Source organism: Microbispora sp. CA-102843, assembly GCF_050936215.1.
GTDB lineage: Bacteria > Actinomycetota > Actinomycetes > Streptosporangiales > Streptosporangiaceae > Microbispora.
Genome location: NZ_JBNJNF010000001.1, coordinates 7,076,686 through 7,094,122 on the forward strand (window position 1 = coordinate 7,076,686; position 17,437 = coordinate 7,094,122).

The 17,437-nt window shown below is 71.7% G+C and carries 14 protein-coding genes; 4 read left to right on the plus strand and 10 right to left on the minus strand.

The window, feature by feature from the left end; translation table 11 throughout:
• The first annotated feature begins 60 nt into the window (after positions 1 to 60).
• Positions 61 to 1,299, plus strand: a complete 1,239-nt coding sequence (locus ACQEVJ_RS32815) for a glycoside hydrolase family 18 protein (protein WP_433107826.1) — start codon at positions 61 to 63, stop codon at positions 1,297 to 1,299.
• Between the two features lie 156 nt (positions 1,300 to 1,455).
• Here the strand turns inward: ACQEVJ_RS32815 and ACQEVJ_RS32820 are convergent, their stop codons facing one another.
• The 3 genes from ACQEVJ_RS32820 to lepA form a co-directional block, all read right to left on the minus strand.
• The gene (locus ACQEVJ_RS32820; protein WP_433107828.1) at positions 1,456 to 2,019 is read right to left on the minus strand and encodes a hypothetical protein; all 564 of its coding nucleotides are present in this window, start codon (positions 2,017 to 2,019) and stop codon (positions 1,456 to 1,458) included.
• Positions 2,020 to 2,074: 55 nt separating this feature from the next.
• A complete protein-coding gene (locus ACQEVJ_RS32825) occupies positions 2,075 to 2,722 on the minus strand; it encodes an MOSC domain-containing protein (protein WP_433107830.1) in 648 nt (215 codons plus the stop codon).
• A gap of 69 nt (positions 2,723 to 2,791) precedes the next feature.
• Complete coding sequence (gene lepA / locus ACQEVJ_RS32830) at positions 2,792 to 4,615, minus strand: translation elongation factor 4 (RefSeq protein WP_433107832.1); 1,824 nt, start codon at positions 4,613 to 4,615, stop codon at positions 2,792 to 2,794.
• Positions 4,616 to 4,734: 119 nt separating this feature from the next.
• Between lepA and ACQEVJ_RS32835 the strand changes: the two genes are divergently transcribed.
• Positions 4,735 to 5,811, plus strand: a complete 1,077-nt coding sequence (locus ACQEVJ_RS32835) for a hypothetical protein (RefSeq protein WP_433107834.1) — start codon at positions 4,735 to 4,737, stop codon at positions 5,809 to 5,811.
• A 138-nt stretch (positions 5,812 to 5,949) separates the two neighbouring features.
• Complete coding sequence (gene rpsT / locus ACQEVJ_RS32840) at positions 5,950 to 6,222, plus strand: 30S ribosomal protein S20 (RefSeq protein WP_363646479.1); 273 nt, start codon at positions 5,950 to 5,952, stop codon at positions 6,220 to 6,222.
• Between the two features lie 76 nt (positions 6,223 to 6,298).
• Here rpsT and ACQEVJ_RS32845 read toward each other — a convergent pair whose 3' ends face one another.
• On the minus strand, positions 6,299 to 7,507 hold the full coding sequence (locus ACQEVJ_RS32845) for an MFS transporter (protein WP_433107836.1): 1,209 nt from the start codon (positions 7,505 to 7,507) through the stop codon (positions 6,299 to 6,301).
• 66 nt (positions 7,508 to 7,573) lie between these two features.
• Here ACQEVJ_RS32845 and ACQEVJ_RS32850 point away from each other — a divergent pair, with 66 nt between their 5' ends.
• Positions 7,574 to 8,071 (plus strand): MarR family winged helix-turn-helix transcriptional regulator, encoded by a 498-nt coding sequence (locus tag ACQEVJ_RS32850; protein ID WP_433107838.1) that lies wholly within the window; start codon positions 7,574 to 7,576, stop codon positions 8,069 to 8,071.
• Positions 8,072 to 8,090: 19 nt separating this feature from the next.
• On the opposite strand, the gene holA is transcribed toward ACQEVJ_RS32850, so the two are convergent.
• From holA to hflX, 6 genes are all read right to left on the minus strand, one after another.
• Positions 8,091 to 9,056 (minus strand): DNA polymerase III subunit delta, encoded by a 966-nt coding sequence (gene holA, locus ACQEVJ_RS32855; protein WP_433107840.1) that lies wholly within the window; start codon positions 9,054 to 9,056, stop codon positions 8,091 to 8,093.
• Positions 9,057 to 9,139: 83 nt separating this feature from the next.
• Positions 9,140 to 11,986, minus strand: coding sequence for a ComEC/Rec2 family competence protein (locus tag ACQEVJ_RS32860; RefSeq protein ID WP_433107842.1), 2,847 nt, complete (start codon positions 11,984 to 11,986; stop codon positions 9,140 to 9,142).
• Positions 11,983 to 13,089 carry a helix-hairpin-helix domain-containing protein gene (locus ACQEVJ_RS32865; RefSeq protein ID WP_433107844.1) on the minus strand — a complete coding sequence of 369 codons (1,107 nt, stop codon included), beginning with the start codon at positions 13,087 to 13,089 and terminating at the stop codon, positions 11,983 to 11,985. The genes ACQEVJ_RS32860 and ACQEVJ_RS32865 overlap by 4 nt, the downstream gene beginning before the upstream one ends.
• Positions 13,090 to 13,343: 254 nt before the next feature.
• A complete protein-coding gene (locus tag ACQEVJ_RS32870) occupies positions 13,344 to 14,198 on the minus strand; it encodes a DegV family protein (RefSeq protein WP_433107846.1) in 855 nt (284 codons plus the stop codon).
• Between the two features lie 63 nt (positions 14,199 to 14,261).
• Complete coding sequence (gene hutI, locus ACQEVJ_RS32875) at positions 14,262 to 15,470, minus strand: imidazolonepropionase (protein ID WP_433107848.1); 1,209 nt, start codon at positions 15,468 to 15,470, stop codon at positions 14,262 to 14,264.
• Between the two features lie 454 nt (positions 15,471 to 15,924).
• On the minus strand, positions 15,925 to 17,328 hold the full coding sequence (hflX, locus tag ACQEVJ_RS32880) for a GTPase HflX (protein WP_433107850.1): 1,404 nt from the start codon (positions 17,326 to 17,328) through the stop codon (positions 15,925 to 15,927).
• Positions 17,329 to 17,437: the final 109 nt, after the last annotated feature.

Consider the following 17,437-nt stretch of genomic DNA (forward strand, 5'->3'; position numbering starts at 1 on the left):
AAACTTTCCTATAAAAAAAGCGCTCGGGAGGCCGGCGTGCTCATGAGAAGGACCCTCGCCGTGGCTGTCGCGGCCACCCTGGCGGCAGGACTGGCGCCGTCGGCGGCCCAGGCCACCACTGGCGGGGACCGCTACAAGCGGGTCGCCTATTTCATCCAGTGGGGAATCTACGGTCGGAACTTCCACGTGAAGGACGTGGACGCGAGCGGCGCCGCCGCGAAGCTGACCCACCTCAACTACGCCTTCGGGTTCGTCGGCCCCGAGGGCACCTGCTACTCCGCCGACCCCTGGGCCGACTGGCAGCGCCCCGTGCCCGCCGAGCAGAGCGTCGACGGCGTCGCCGACACCGACGACCAGCCACTCAAGGGCAACCTCGGCCAGCTCAAGAAGCTCAAGGCCCGCCACCCCGGCCTCAAGGTCCTGATCTCCCTCGGCGGCTGGACCGGCTCCAAGTACTTCTCCGACGCCGTCCTCACCCCCGAGTCCCGGGCCAGGCTCGCCACCTCCTGCGTCGACCTGTGGCTCAAGGGCGACCTGCCCGGCCTGCCCCCCGGCGCCGCCTCCGGCGTGTTCGACGGCATCGACCTCGACTGGGAATGGCCCGGCTCCGCCGGAAACGACGGCAACGTCATCCGCCCCGAGGACAAGCAGAACTTCACCCTGTTCCTCGCCGAACTGCGCCGCCAGATGAAGGCCCACGACCGGCGCGACGAACTGAGCGCCTTCCTCCCCGCCGCCGCCGCCAAGATCGACGCCGGCTTCGAGGTCAGCAAGGTCTTCGACCAGCTCGACTTCGCCACCGTCCAGGGCTACGACCTCCACGGCCCCTGGGAGAACCGCACCGGCCACCAGGCCAACCTTCTCACCGACCGGCGCGACCCCAACGACGTGAAGTTCAGCGTCGACCAGACCGTACGCGACTACGTCGGCCGCGGCGCACCCAAGCAGAAGATCGTCATCGGCGTCCCCGCCTACGGCCAGGGCTGGACCGGCGTGACCTCCCGCGGCGACGGCCGGTACGCCACCGCCACCGGCCCCGCCCCCGGCACCTGGGCCGCCGGCAGCGACGACTACAAAAACCTCGTCAACAAGCCCGGCAAGCGCTACCGCGACCTGCTCACCGGCACCCTGTGGCTCTACGACGGCAACGAGTTCTGGTCCTACGACGACCCCGCCGTCATGCTGGAAAAGGCCGCCTACATCCGCCTCAAGGGCCTCGGCGGCTCCATGCTCTGGTCCATCGACCAGGACGACTCCAAGGCCTCCCTCACCTCGGCCCTCTACTCCGTCCTGCGCTGACCGGCCGTGCGGAAGGGGCACCCCGGCCTCTTCCGCACACGGAGGGCAGGAAAGACCACTTACCTGGGCAGGCGTTCTGCGGTGTCGGCCTCTCGGCCTTTCCCCCGGCCGGGCGGGGAGCGGATGCTCGACCGGCTCCTCGCCCGGTTCGCCTGATCAAGAAGGGCAGTACTCCGTCCGTCCTTCCTGGTCGAACTCGGCCCGCGGGATCAGCGCGTCGACGACCTTGTCCGTCCTGTCGTCGTACTCGTTGACGAGCACCGTGCCCGGTCTGCGCCTGAGCTTGTCCGCGTCGCCGGGTTGGAACTCGACGTGCTCGGTCGAATAGCTGTTGTCATTCGTCCAGCCATATGCCCGGTAGGTGATGGCCGGGTCGAATGACGGGATCTTCTGCTCGGCCCGCCAGCCGTCGCCGGGAGCGTCGAGCCGCAAGGACGCCGTCTCACCCGCCACCCGCGGAGCCAGGTAGGAGGCGTCGCTGATGGAGGGATTGGGCGGCTCCGTCGCGTCGGGGTCGTACGTCGCGGGAGTGGGATCCTCCGGGTACCGGTCGTGATAGACGATCACGCCGTCGGGCTGCCGCCCGCACCAGGCCAGGACGATGACGAGGTTCCCGTCCCGGTCGACGCTGACCCCGGTGATCCCGTTGATGGGAACGGTGCAGCCGGTCGCCCCGAAGGCGATCAACCCGACCACGAGCAGACCCGCGAACCGTCTCATACAAGCAAAGTAGATCGCTTCACGGCTGGAACCGAGGGCCGTGAGCGCTTCGTGATCAGGACGCGACCACGTCGGTGCGGCTGTCGAGCACGCGCTCGGCGACCCGGTCCCACCTGATGCTGTGGCCGGGGAGGGCGAGGATCCGCAGCAACAGGTCCCGGTCGCCGTGGTAGGCCTGGAACGACTCGGCGATCGTCACCCCGTCAGAGGGCCGGTCGAGCACCTCGATCTCGTCGCCGGCGCCGAGTTCGCCCTGCTCGATCACCCGGAAGTACGCCCCGGTGCGGCCCGCCTCGGTGAAGCGCTTCACCCAGCCGCGCTCGTCGAGCCAGTTGCGGAACACGACGCAGGGGACGCGGGGGGCGGTGACCTCCAGGACGGCCGTGCCGACCCGCCACCGCTCCCCGAGGACCGCGCCGGTCACGTCGGCCCCGGACGTCGTGAGGTTCTCCCCGAACTGGCCGTCGCGCAGGTCGCGGCCCATGCGGGGCTCCCACCAGTCGTAGTCCTCCCGCGCATAGGCGTACACCGCCTGGTCCGGGTGGCCGTGGTTGGGGATGTCGGCACGCTCGTCGCCCGCCAGGCCGTTCTCGCGTACGGCGACCCGGCCCTCAGCCTTCCGCTTGTCGATGGCGGTGCGCCGCAGGTTGCCGGCCCATTCGGCGTCCACGGCCAGGCCCACGTTCACAGAGAGGATGTGCATGACCAAACGTTAAAGGATGGTCATGTTTCTCCGCGATCCTATTAAGTTCTGGTCAAACCAGACGGAGTCCTACTTCTTGTTCTTGTCCGGGGCCTCGGACGAGAGGGCGGCGACGAAGGCCTCCTGGGGGACCTCCACCCGGCCGACCATCTTCATCCGCTTCTTGCCTTCCTTCTGCTTCTCCAGCAGCTTGCGCTTACGGCTGATGTCACCGCCGTAGCACTTGGCGAGGACGTCCTTGCGGATGGCGCGGATGTTCTCCCGGGCGATGACGCGGGCGCCGATCGCGGCCTGGATGGGCACCTCGAACTGCTGCCGCGGGATGAGCTCCTTGAGCTTCTTGGCCATCTCCACGCCGTAGGCGTACGCCTTCTCGCGGTGGACGATCGCGCTGAACGCGTCCACGGTCTCGCCCTGCAGCAGGATGTCGACCTTGACCAGGTCGGCCTCCTGCTCACCGGACGGCTCGTAGTCGAGCGAGGCGTACCCGCGGGTCTTCGACTTCAGCTGGTCGAAGAAGTCGAAGATGATCTCGCCGAGCGGGAGCGTGTAGCGGATCTCGACCCGGTCCTCCGACAGGTAGTCCATGCCCTGGAGCTGCCCGCGGCGACCCTGGCACAGCTCCATGATCGCGCCGATGAACTCGGCCGGAGCGAGCACCGTGGCCTTCACCACGGGCTCGAAGATCTGGCCGATCTTCCCCGCCGGGAACTCCGAGGGGTTGGTGACGACGTGCTCGCTGCCGTCCTCCATGTTCACCCGGTAGATGACGTTGGGCGAGGTCGAGATGAGCGACAGGTTGAACTCGCGTTCCAGCCGCTCACGGACGATCTCCATGTGCAGCAGGCCGAGGAAGCCGCAGCGGAAGCCGAAGCCGAGCGCCGCCGACGTCTCCGGCTCGTACACGAGGGCGGCGTCGTTCAGCCGCAGCTTGTCGAGGGCCTCGCGCAGCTCGGGGTAGTCGTCGCCGTCGATGGGATAGAGCCCGGAGTAGACCATCGGCTTGGGGTGCTCGTAGCCGCCCAGGGCCTCCCCGGCGGGCTTGGCCGCGTTGGTGACCGTGTCGCCGACCCGCGACTGGCGCACGTCCTTCACGCCGGTGATCAGGTAGCCCACCTCGCCGACGCCGAGCCCCTTGTCGGACGGCATGGGCTCCGGCGAGATGACGCCGATCTCCAGCAGTTCGTGCTGCGCGCCGGTGGACATCATCAGCACGCGCTCGCGCTTGGACAGGTGGCCGTCCACCACCCTGACGTACGTCACGACGCCCCGGTAGGTGTCGTACACGGAGTCGAAGATCAGCGCTCGGGCGGGGACGTCCGCGTTGCCGACCGGCGCCGGGACGTGCTCCACGACGTGGTCGAGCAGTTCCTTGACGCCCACGCCGGTCTTGCCGGACACGCGCATCACGTCGCCGGGGTCGCAGCCGATCAGGCCCGCGATCTCCTCGGCGTACTTGTCCGGCTGCGCGGCGGGCAGGTCGATCTTGTTGAGCACCGGGATGATGTGGAGGTCGGCGTTCATGGCCAGGTAGAGGTTGGCCAGCGTCTGCGCCTCGATGCCCTGGGCGGCGTCGACGAGCAGGATCGCGCCCTCGCACGCCTCGAGCGACCGGGACACCTCGTAGGTGAAGTCCACGTGGCCCGGCGTGTCGATCATGTTGAGCACGTGGCCGTTCCATGGGAGCCGCACGGCCTGCGACTTGATGGTGATGCCCCGCTCCCGCTCGATGTCCATGCGGTCGAGGTACTGCGCGCGCATCGACCTGTCGTCCACCACGCCGGTGAGCTGCAGCATTCGGTCGGCGAGGGTCGACTTGCCATGGTCGATGTGCGCGATGATGCAGAAATTGCGGATCAACGCGGGGTCGGTCTGGCCAGGCTGAGTGCGCACCGGGGTCCGTTTCGACAAGATGATTGACTGCTGATCGGGCAGGCCGTCCGCCTCGCCTCGCGCTCGGCGGGCCCTCCCGAGGCTGGCGGACCAGCCACCCTCCATGGTGGCATGTCCGGGTGCTTGCCTTGACCACCAGACGTGTTCTGCGATTAACCGCCGTCGTCGTGGCCGTGCCGCTCGCGCTCGGCCTGGCCGGAGCCGCCGCGCTGCGTCTGCAGTTCGCCGGGACGCCCGCCGGATGGGCCAGGACGACAGGCCACGACGCCCTGTGGATGGGCCACGCGTGGGTGGACGGCCGCCGCACCGAGGCCGACGTGCGGGCCCTCGCCGTACGGCTGCGCGCGAGCGGGATCAGGGACGTGTACGTCCACAGCGGGCCGTTCAAGTACGACGGGACCCTGCCGCCCGACCGCTACGCCAACGCCGGAAATTTTCTGAAATGGTGGCGGAAGAACGTGCCCGGCGTCCGGGTGTCGGCCTGGCTCGGCCAGACGGTCAACGACAACGGCAAGCCGCACCTGAGCCTGGCCGACACGGCGACGCGGGCCCGCGTCGTGGCGGGCGCCCGTGACCTGGTCGCCCTCGGGTTCGACGGGATCCACTACGACTTCGAACCGGTCTCCGACGGGGACGGGCCGTTCCTCAGCGTCCTGCGCGAGACCCGGCAGGCCGTCGGCACCCGGCTGTTGTCGGTCGCCACCCAGCAGATCGAGCCGCTGACCGGCCTGCGCGCCCCCACCGCCCTGGTGATCGGCCACGACAAGTACTGGACGCCGGACTACTTCCGCCAGGTCGTCGGCCTCACCGACCAGGTCGCGATCATGACGTATGACTCAGGGACGCCCCTGCCGTCCCTGTACGGCGGATATGTCGTACGGCAGGCCTCCCTCGCCCTGGACCTCGTACCCGAGGACAAGACCCTCCTTATCGGGGCTCCGGCGTACCACGACCACGGCGTGGCGTACCTCGACTACGCCGAGAGCGTCGAGGCCGCCGCCGAGGGCGCGCGGCTGGCGCTCAGCGAGCACGGGCCGCGCACCGAGTTCGGCCTGGCCCTGTACGTCGACTTCGCGGCCACGGAGGAGGATTGGACGGAGTACGAGCGGGCCTGGGTGCGCGGTGGTGCCGGAGGAAGCGTGGAGTCGTCGGGCGGGCGGGCCGATGTGCGGACCGCGGCTGCCGCGTCGCGATAGCATGAGCGGGGGCGGCCCTGTCGTCGTGAATTTGAGCGACGGCCCGGGCTGTTGGTATCCTGTCCAACTGCGTGTGGCGCGCCCTCTCACGAGCCCGCGCGCCCCATCCGACCGAGACTTAACACTGAGGCTTTCTTCGTGGCGAACATCAAGTCCCAGATCAAGCGCAACCGGCAGAACGAGAAGCACCGGCTGCGTAACAAGGCCGTCAAGTCGTCCCTGAAGACCGCGGTCCGCAAGTTCCGCGAGGCTGCCGACCAGGGCAACGTGGACGAAGCCCTCGTCGCGCTCAAGGCCGCGTCCCGGCAGCTCGACAAGGCCGTCAGCAAGGGCGTCATTCACAAGAACCAGGCCGCCAACCGGAAGTCGGCGATCGCCCAGCGCGCCGCCGCCCTGCAGGCCGCCAAGTAGCTCGCACCGAGCGTACGCCGCATCTCCCCTCGCAGGGGGATGCGGCGTTTTCGCGTGCCCGCAGTCGCTCCGGACGTCAGGCGGGCACGGGCGGTCGCGCCGCGTCCTCCGTCGTACGCCTCCGGACCTCGGGCAGAGCGAGCACCGCCAGGTTGACCACGGCCACCAACGCAGCCGCCGTGAGCAGCGGAAGCGCGGCTCCGGCCCAGGCGGCGAGCGGCGCCGCCGCGGCGAGACCGAGGGGCCGCGCCGCGTAGGAGATGAGCGCGTCGAACGAGTCCACCCTGCCGAGGGCCTGGGGCTCCACACGCTGCTGCACCACCGTCTCCCACAGCGGCGTCAGCATCCCCACGCCCAGCATCGCGACGACGTACGCGGCGGTGACGGCCACGGCCGGCGCGGGAAACGCCGTGGGGAACGCGAAGGCGACGAGCGGGCACGCGTAGACCGCCGCCCCGACCGCCGCCACGGCGAGGGGCCGCCGGATCGGCAGCCTGGGGGCCAGGAAGACGCCGAGCAGCGTCGCCACCGTTCCCGCCTGCGCGACGACCACCCAGACCGGCTCCCCGCCCAGGCTGCGTACGGCGATGATCGGGCCGAGGGTCAGCAGGACGCCCGCCCCGAGGTGCCAGACGCCGTGCCCTGCCACACTGATCAGGAACCAGCGGTGCCGCCGCGCCTCGCGCCACCCTTCCCGCAGGTCGCCGAGGAAGTGATCGCGCCCGGTCGCCGGCCGGGGAGCCGTGACCAGGCCGCCCAGCGTGACCGCGGACCCGGCGAACAGGACCCCGGTCAGCAGGAAGGACCAGCCCGGCCCGAGCCACAGCGTCAGACCTCCGGCGAGCGCGGGGCCGGTGATCTGGGCGAGACCGCCGGCCACTCCGATGTGGGCGTTCACCCGCAGCCGGCGCTCCGCCGGAACCACTCCGATGACCAGCGGTGACACCGCCGGGACGCCGAAGGCCACCGCGGCTCCGGTGAGCGCCGCGAGCCCCGCCATCACGGCGAGACTGGGTCGCCCGAGGAGGAGCAGCGACCCCAGTGCCACCTGGGCGGCGCAGCGGGCCAGGTCGGCGACAAGGATCACCCGCCTCGGCGGGAAGCGGTCCGCGATCACTCCGCCGATCGGGAGCAGCAGGAGCATGGGCAGCATCTCGGCGGCGAGAACGACGCCGAGTTCGAGGGCGGAGCCGGTCACTCTGATGACGGCGAGGGTGAGCCCGGTGGGGATGAGGGCGGTGGCGAGCGCGGCGACCGTCCGCCCGGCGACCAGACGTGCAATCATGCGAGGGAAGGTATTTCGTCAGCGAAGCTTTCGTCAACGTATTTTTATCCGACGTAGGATTGCCCCGTGGACGACTCGGTGGACCGGCACATCGCGCGGTGGCGCGGGAAGGCGCCCTTCGACGAACGCGCGGAGGCGATCGTCACGCGCATGCAGTTCCTGGTGAAGCACCTGGCCCAGGCGAAGGACAGCGCGCTGTCCGCGGTGGGTCTGCAGGACTTCGAGTACGAGACCCTTCATTGGCTCGGCGCCCGGGGAGAAGGCGGCCGGGCCACCCCTTCGGAGCTCGCCGGCGAACTGAAGGTCTCTCCCGCCGGCATGACGGGCCGCCTGGACACCCTGGAGAAGGCGGGGCTCGTCCGGCGCATCCGCAGTGTGGAGGACCGCCGCCGAGTGGACGTGGAGCTGACGAGCGAGGGCCGCGCGATCTGGCTCGAGGCGATGGACCTGCGCGGCGAGGTCGAGGACGCGATGGTGGGCGTGCTGGAGCCGGACGACCAGGATGTCCTCGCGGCGCTGCTCAAGCGGATGCTGCTTCGTATGGAGAATCCCGGCCAGGCCTGAGCCGAGCGGCGGGAGCGGCTCAGCGGGTGCCGCGACTGGCCACGATCGTGTGGACGGCCTTCTCCAAGGCGTATGCCGGGTCGGTGCCGCCGCCCTTGACCTGCTCGTCGGCGGTTGCCACGGCCTGCAGGGCGGTGGAGATCCCCTCCGGCCCCCAGCCGGACAGCTGGCGCTTCACCCGGTCGATCTTCCACGGCGGCATGCCCACATGGCTCGCGAGCTGGCCACCGCGCAGGTTGCGGGGCGCCCCGCCCACCTTCGCGAGCGAGCGCAGGCCTCCCGCCAGCGCGCTGACGATCAGCACCGGCGCCACGCCCGTGGCGAGGGCCCACCGGACCTGCTCCAGCGCCTCCCCCAAGCGGCCCTCGATCGCCAGGTCGGCGATGGTGAAGCCGCTGACCTCCGCGCGTCCCCGGTAGTACTTCGCGACCGCCGCCTCGTCGATGTTCTTGCCCTCGGTGTCGAAGGCGAGCTGATTGCAGGCGGCCGCGAGTTCGCGCAGGTCGCTGCCCACGGCGTCGAGCAGCGCCTGGGCGGCGGCGGGCGAGATCGAGCGGCCCTCCCTGCGGACCTCGGCCTTGATGAAGTCGAGCCGCTCTCCCGCCTTGGTCAGCTTGGCCACGGTGACGACGTCGGCGCCCGCCTTCTTCACGCCGTCCACCAGGGCCTTCCCCTTGACGCCGCCGGGGTGGGCCAGCACCAGCACCGTGTCGTCGGCGGGACGGGCGGTGTATTTCACGATCTCGGCGATGACGTCCTTCGAGAGGTCCTGTGCCCCCCGGATCACGATGACCGACCGGTCACCGAACAACGAGGGGGAAGCGAGCCCGGTCAGCTCCCCCGGCTCCACCTTGCTCCCCTGAAGGTCGTACAGCTCCACCCCCGGTTCCTCGGCGCGTACCGCCGCCACGATGGAGCCGATGGCGCGATCGGCAAGGAACTCCTCGTCGCCGACGACCAGGGTCACGGGTGCTGGGTTCGCCATGTCAGGCAGCATGCCACGCCCACGCGGCCACGGCACATCCGCCGCCGGCAAGGAGCATCGCGGGCCGGTCTCCACCCCACCGCTCACCCGGCTCCCGATCGTTTGCCCCGTACGACCACGGCGAGGCCGTCGCGGGCGGCGACGACGGCGATGTCTCCCGACAGGTCGGTGCGGTAGGGCCGCATGCCGAGCCAGCGCAGCCGCTGCAGCGTCAGCGGGGCGGGATGCCCGTAGTCGTTGACCGCGCCGACGCTGATGAGGGCGGCCCGCGCGCCCGTGGCGGCGAGGAAGGCCGGTGCCTGCCGGGACGACCCGTGATGGGGCACTTTCAGCACGTCGACCCGTGGCAGGCCGCGCCGCAGCAGGGCTTCCTGCGCCTCCGTCTCCAGGTCCCCGGCGAGCAGGGCCGCCCCCAGAATCGGCCCCGGCGCCGGTTGTGCGCCGGGCCCGCCCGGCACTCTCGCCCCTCCGGGCACTCCGGGCGCTGCGGGTGCTGCGGGTGCTGCGGGCAGACTGTGTGGTGCTGCGGGCGTGCCCTGTGTGGGCGGCTCGGACCAGCGCACCAGCAGCACGACGCTGGCGTTGTTGGCCGTCGCCCCCTCACCGGAGCCCTGCGGCGCCGCACCGGACTCGGGGGCGAGCACGGTGATCTCGCTCAGCCCGAACCGCCACCGCATCCCGGGGACCGCCTGCCATTCCGGGATCCGAGCCGTCCTGAGTTGCGTGGAGACGCGACCGGCCTCGCCCTCCGGCACACGGCTCGGGCTCACGACCACCGCCCCCACCGCTCGGCGGCGCAGCACGCCCGGCAGCCCGCCGACGTGGTCGAGATGGGGGTGGGTGAGGACGACGAGCGGCACCTGCCGCACTCCCAGGGCGCGCAGGCACCGGTCGGCGGGGCCCGGCTGCGGCCCGGCGTCGACCACCACGGCCCGGCCGGGACCGGCCGCCAGGGCCATGGCGTCTCCCTGGCCGACGTCGCAGACGACCAGCAGCCATCCCGGCGGCGGCCAGGGCGACACCACCGGCATGGCCACGAGGGCGGCGAGCAACGCTCCCGCAGCGAGCGCCGCCACCAGGCGCCTGCGCGCACGGCCCCGCAGGACGAGCCATCCCGCGACGGCCGCCGCCGTGAGCGCGGCGACGCCCGCCATTCCCCCGAGCCACTCCGCCGAGGCGAACGGAAGGTCGGCCGCCCGCTGCGCCACCGTGATGATCCAGCCCACGGCCCACCCGGCGGGGCGCACCAGCAGCCGGGCCAGGTCGATGCTCACCGGGGCGATCAGGGCGGCCCCGAACCCCAGCACCGTCGCGGGCGCCACCGCGGGCTCCGCGAGCAGGTTGGCCGGGATCGCGGCCAGGTCGAGGCGCCCGGACATCAGCACCAGCAGCGGTGTGACGGCCGCCTGCGCCGCGGCGGTCACGGACAGGGCCTCGGCGAGCAGGCGGGGCACCCGGCGCGCCGTCAGACGGTCGCGCCACCGGGGCGCGAGGAGCAGGATGCCGCCGGTCGCGAACACCGACAGCCCGAAGCCCCACTGCCGGGCCAGCCCGGGGTCGAACACGACCAGCCCCAGCACGGTCGCCGACAGGGCGGCCACGCCGTCCCTGGTGCGGCCGGTGCCGAGGGCTACGGCGGCGACGGTTCCCATGACGAGGGCTCGCAGCACGCTCGGCGACGGCCTCGCCACGACCGAGAACGCGATCATCGCCACGACCGCGACGACGGCCCGGAGGGCCAGTGGCAGGCCGGCGAAGCGCCCGAGCACCAGCACGGCGCCCGCCACGATCGCGAGGTTGGTGCCGGACACGGCGGTGAGGTGGCCGAGTCCCGCCGTCGCCAGGTCGAGCCGGACCTCCTCGTCCAGGCGCGACACGTCGCCGACGACCAGACCGGGCAACAGCCCGCGCTGGTCGTCGGGCAGCACGTCGCTCGCCTCGCGCAGACCCGCGCGCAGCACTCCGGCCGCACGCTGCACGGCCGATGGCGCGCCGATCGGCTCGGGCGGCCCCCGGACGAGCATCACGGCCGCGACCGGCTCACCCGGCTCGGCCGGACCCAACCGCCCACGCACCCTGACCCGCTGGCTCGGCAGCAGCGGACGCCACCCGTCGGCGGGACCGAGCAGCACGACGGGCACGTCCACGGCGTACCGCTCCTGGGCGGCCGACACCAGCAGCATCCGGGCCCGGACGACCGCCGTCTCCCGCCGGGACACCCCGCCCTGGTGCGGCCGGATGCGCAGATCGTCGGCGATCTCGGCCTCGGCGGTCACCGTGACGCCCCGGCGGGCCAGGTCCGGCACCGGCCCGGTCGTCACTCCGTGGACCGTGAACGCCGTCACCGCGGCCGTAACGGCCACAGACGCGAGCACCGCCAGGGCGATCCTTGCGGCGACCCCGGGCGCTCTCGTCGGGCCGGCGAGTCCCCCGCCGACGCGCGAACCTGCCTCGGCGACGCCGCCCCAGCCATGCTCGACGCCAGCCCGCCCATGCGAGACGCCGCGTCCCGAGAGCCACTGCTCCTCCCCCAAGCGGTGTCGCGGTTCCGCGCCCGCCGGCTGCTCCTCCTCTCCCAAACGGTGCCGGGGTGCCTGACCCGTCCGTTTCCCGCCCGCGGCGGCGGGGCGCTCTCCTGCCGGAGCCCGCGTGTAGTCCGCCGCGATGTCGCGACGCTTCGCCGCCGCCCATGTGACGGCGCCCGCGACGGCCGCGGCCAGTGCCACGGCGGCTCCCGCGAGGGCGGGGCAGCCGAGCAGCACGAGTGCCGTGAGCCAGGAGGCCACCGCTGGAGCGGCCAGAGCCGCCGGACCGGAGACCGTCCTGCCGCGCCCCGATTCGTCCTGCCCCGGCTGAGCGCGCCCCGGCTCATCGCGGCCCCGCTCGTCGCGGCCCTCGGGAGGGTCGTGGGGGTGGCCTCCGGCGGTCACACGGACACCTTGTCGCGCATCTCGGCGAACTTCCTGTCTCCGATGCCCGGAACGTCTTTCAACTGGTCGACGCTCTGGAAACCTCCGTGCGCGTCCCGGTAGTCGACGATCCGTTGCGCGATCACGCCGCCGATCCCGGGCAGCGCGTCGAGTTGCTCGGCGGTGGCGGTATTGAGGTTCACCACCCCGGCCCCCGGCGTCATGCCCGACGCAGGGTCTGGAGCAGGGCCCGCACCGGCCGTCGCCGGGCCTCCGGCGACGATCTGCTCACCGTCCACCACTCGCCGGGCCAGGTTGATCCCGCCCGGGTTCGCGCCCTTCCGCAGACCTCCCGCGGCTTCGATCGCGTCGGCGACCCGCGAGCCGGACGCGAGGACGAACACCCCGGGGTTGCGGACCTTGCCTGTCACGTAAACCACGACTCGCGCCGATGAACCGGGGGTGGCGGCCATGGTGCCACCGGTGCCCGCGACGTAGGCCGTCGCGCCCGGCCCGGCATCGACTCCTGGGCCCGACGTCGCATGCGGGGCCGAACCCGGTGCCGCGTCGGGGCCGGCGGCGGAGTCGGCGGTGCGGTCGGCAACGTGGTCGCCGGCGTGGTCGGCGATGGGGCGGAGGTCGCGCACCGCGGCGGCCGGGAGCGGCGGGGCGATGGGCTCTGCCACCGGCCTCGACCGCCAGGCCAGGATCCCGGTGACGAGCGCGGCGAGCAGCCCGGCGGCCACCAGCACCCGCAGCCCGGGCATGCCCGGGTCGAGCCGTGGCAGGGCTCGACCGAGAGCCGCCCGTCCGAGCGTTCGCAGGTTCCGCGCGGACGTCCCCGGCCCGTCCGCGCGTCCTTCCCACCGGTCGGCGACCTCCTCGGGCAGGCCGGAGGTCCCCTCCCGGTAATGATCGCCCTCGGCCTCCATCGGATGATCCGGCACGTAGGTCTCCGTACGGACGACGTGGGGAGCACCGAACGACGGCGGCGGCCCGGGCGGGGACGGCGTCGACCGCAGGCGGGCGGACGGGGGAAACGGATCGAGCGGACGCAACAGCCCGCGCAGGCGGGACTCGCCGACGACGCCGCGGGCAGCCCCACGAGACTCCTTGCTTCGCACGCCATGGACGGTAGACACATGACAGGACCCCGCCCGGCCCGAACGTGATTCTGTGGACAACCCGGGAGCTGCCACGACGGGCTCACCTCACGGACGATCAGGGACGCACCACGCGCTGATCGTCCGGCGCGGCACAGCGTGGAAAGGCGTGGAAAGGCACGGGACGGCGCAAGACCGCGCGGGACAGCGCGGGACAGCGCGGACCGGAGCCGGACGGCGCAGCAGTGGACGCACCGCCGGATCTCCGGGAGGGCTCAGTCCACCGCGGCGGGGGCGACGGTGACGCCGAGCATGCCAGGGCCGACGTGGGCGCCGAGGACCGGCCCGATCTCGGCCACCCACATCCGTACGAGCCTGGGCAGTCGCGCGGTCAGCCCCTTGGTGAGCGCCTCGGCCCGCTCGGCCGCCATCAGGTGCTGCACGGCCACGTCGACCGGCCGGTCCCCGGCCACCTCGACGGCCAGGTCCTCCAGGCGGGCCAGGGCACGGCTCGCGGTGCGGACCTTCTCCAGAACGCCGATCTCGCCGTCGGCCATGCGCAGCAGCGGTTTGATCGACAGGGCCGACCCGAGGAGGTTGGTCACCCGGCCGATGCGGCCGCCGTGCCGCAGGTAGTCGAGCGTCTCGACGTAGAAGAACGTGCTCGCGGAAGCGGCCCGCCGCCGGGCCACGTCGGCCACCTCGGCGGCCGGGGATCCCGTCGTGGCCGCCCGCGCGGCGGCCAGCACCGCGAAGCCGAGCCCCATGGCGATCGACCCGCTGTCGACGACCTCGACCGGCACGGGGGCTTCACGCGCGGCCAGACGCGCGGAGTCGGCGGTGCCGGACAGTGCGCCGGACAGGTGGACGGAGACGATCGCGGCGGCGCCGTTCGCGGCGGCCCGCCGGTAGGCGTCCGCGAAACGCTCGGGGGCCGGGCGCGAGGTGACGATCGGCGAGCGGTCCTTGAGGGCGTGCGCGAGAAGACCGGCGTCGAACGGGGTCACGTCGTCGATCTCCCGATCGCCCAGGAGCACCTGAACCGGTACGACGGTGATGTTCCATCTGCCGGTCGCCTCGGCGCCGAGGTACGCCGTGGAATCGGTGACGACAGCGACAGGTGGTGACATATCGCGAGATTACCCGCGAGTGATCGCCCGGCAACCCCTTCGTGAACGTTCAGGCCACACCGGTCACTGGACCGGTACGCCGCCCCGCCAGACGCGACGCGGCTTGAGACCGAACGACCAGGCGAACGCGCCCTCGTGGTCGGCGTCCCACTGGACGATGTCGGCGAGCCGGCCGGGAGCGAGGATGCCGCGGTCGGGAGCGCCGAGGACCTGGGCGCCGCCCAGAGTGGCGGCCCGCAGGGCGTCTCCGACGCTCATCCCGAACGCCGCCACCGCGAGGCTGATGACCAGGGACATCGAGGTGATGCCACAGTGTCCGGGGTTGTGGTCGCTGCCGAGCGCCACCGGAACGCCCTGGGCCAGCATCCGGCGCACCGGCGGGAGGTGGCCCACCTGCAGGGCCGCGCCCGGGCAGACGACGGCGGGCACGCCGTATCTCGCCATGAGGGCGACGTCCTCGTCCGAGGCGTGGTGGAGCAGGTCGGCGGAGGCGCAGCTCATCTCGGCCGCGAGCTGGACGGCGCCGCGCCGGTTGTAGGCGCCCGCGTGGATGCGCGGCAGCAGCCCGACGTTGCGGCCGGAGGCCAGCACCCAGCGGGCCTCCTCCGCAGTGAAGTGGCCGTCGTCGCAGTAGACGTCCACGCTGTCGGCCCCGGCGCCGGCGGCGTCCGCGCACCACGAGGCCACGGCCTCGACGTAGTCGCGCTGGCGGCCGAAGTATTCCGGCGGCACCACGTGGGCGGCCATGAACGTGACGTGGACCCGCGGCATCATCGGCTCTTTCTCGAGCTCGCGCAGCAGCCGCACGTCGGCCAGTTCGCCGTCGCGGGTCAGGTGGTAGCCGGTCTTGGCCTCGACGGTCGTGGTGCCGCCGAGCAGCCACTCGCGCAGCCGCTCGCGGACCCCGTTGCACAGTGTCCAGGGGTCGGTGCCACGCGTCACGGTGACGGTCGAGCCGATGCCGCCGCCCGCCGCCGCGATGGCCGAGGAACTGGATCCCCCGGAGCGCATCGCCATCTCGGCGTAGCGGTTGCCTGCGTACACGGGGTGGGTGTGCGCGTCGATGAGGCCGGGCGTGACGAGCGCTCCGCCGAGGTTCTCCACGTGGTCGACGTCGACGATGTCGTCCACGACTCCGGGAACGCTCTGCGGGAGGTCGGCGGCGCGGCCGACCCACGCGATCCGGTCGTTGTGCACCAGGATCGCCGCGTTGCTACACACATCGTGCCCGGTCCAGAGCCGGCCGATGTTGGTGAGAAGGCGAACGGTCATCGGACCACCTGCCGAATACCCCGGGACGACGAACGGCCCCCGCCTGCGGGCGCCTGGCCCGCCGGGTCCGCTTCGTGTCCGGACGTCATTGGGGGGTCTCCTGCCTCATCGCGCACCCATGTTGTGCGATGACCCTACCGCCGGGATCTCGAACCCGGGCGATTCAGTTCAGTTACGGTATTTCACAGGTGGGCTCGATGTACAGGGTTAGCGACAGAAACGAACGTCGGCCTCATGCGCATCGCAGCGCATCAGTCGTCTCACACGCTGCGGCAAGGTCAGGATCGAAGGAGCAGATCCGATGTCCGCGAACGCCTTGGAAAGGGTGACCACACTGCCTGGAGTCATGTTGTTACCCACGCCATAAGGTCCCATTAGGCTTTCCTTATCATAGCAAGGGCAACCGCTGGCGGGCCACCGACACGCCGGAGGTGGCCCGCCGATGAAAAAGGCGTCAGACGGTCTCGACGGGCTTCGCCACGCGGTCCAGCTCCGCGTACAGATCGGCGTAGACCCGGGCGTGCAGGATCGTGCCGTCGCCGGTGTGCTCCAGCGACAGGACCTCGCCCTCGCTGTGCGCCCGCGCGATCAGGTCGCCCCTGTCGTACGGCACCAGCAGCCTGACCTCGTGGTCGAGGCGGGGAAGCTCCCGCTCGATCACGGACATCAGCTCGCCGATCCCGGCCCCGGTGCGGGCGGAGACGACGACGCTGTGCCGCTCCTTCATCGTCAGCCGGGTCAGCACGACGGGGTCGGCGGCGTCGGCCTTGTTCACGACCACGATCTCCGGAATGTCCCGCGCGCCCTCGATCTCGGCCAGCACCTCGCGGACGGCCGCGATCTGCGACTCGGGGTCGGGGTGCGACCCGTCCACCACATGGAGGATCAGGTCGGCGTCCCCCACCTCCTCCAGCGTCGAGCGGAACGCCTCGACGAGCTGGTGGGGCAGGTGCCGTACGAAACCGACCGTGTCGGCCAGCGTGAACAGGCGGCCCTCGGGCGTGCGGGCCTTGCGCACGGTGGGGTCGAGGGTCGCGAACAGCGCGTCCTCGACCAGCACGCCCGCGCCGGTCAGCCGGTTGAGCAGCGACGACTTGCCGGCGTTGGTGTATCCGGCGATCGCAACGGCCGGCACCTCGCGGGCCTGCCGGCGGTGCCGCATGGTCTGCCGGGCGGTCGACATCCCCTTGATCTGCCGCCGCAGCTTGGCCATCCGCTCGCGGATCCGCCGCCGGTCCAGCTCGATCTTGGTCTCACCGGGGCCGCGGCCGCCGATGCCGACGCCACCGGCGGCACGACCGCCGACCTGGCGCGACAGGTTGCCACCCCAGCCTCGCAGGCGCGGCAGCAGGTACTGCAGCTGCGCCAGCTCGACCTGCGCCTTGCCCTCGCGGCTCTTGGCGTGCTGGGCGAAGATGTCGAGGATCAGCGCGGTCCGGTCGATGACCTTGACCTTCACGACCTCTTCGAGCTGGCGGAGCTGGCCGGGGGTCAGCTCGCCGTCGCAGATCACGGTGTCGGCGCCGCCGGCGGCCACGATGTCCCGCAGCTCGACGGCCTTGCCCGATCCGATGTAGGTGGCGGGGTCGGGCCGGTCGCGACGCTGGATCAGACCCTCCAGCACCTGCGATCCCGCGGTCTCGGCCAGCAGCTTCAGCTCCTGCAGCGAGTTCTCCGCGTCCAGCGCGGTGCCGCCCGCCCAGACGCCCACCAGGACGACGCGCTCCAGCCGGAGCTGGCGGTACTCGACTTCGGTGATGTCTTCGAGCTCTGTCGACAGACCCGCTACGCGGCGGAGCGCCTGGCGCTCTTCCAGTTCGTAATCGCCTACGGCAAGGTCTTCGGGCTCGTTTCGCATATATGTCATCTCTACTAGACAGAACAGTCAGACACGCCGATGCCTTCCCGGCCCCGGGTGCCTCCCGTCGATGGTGACACGACCCCCCGGACGTGCGCACTCCCTTATG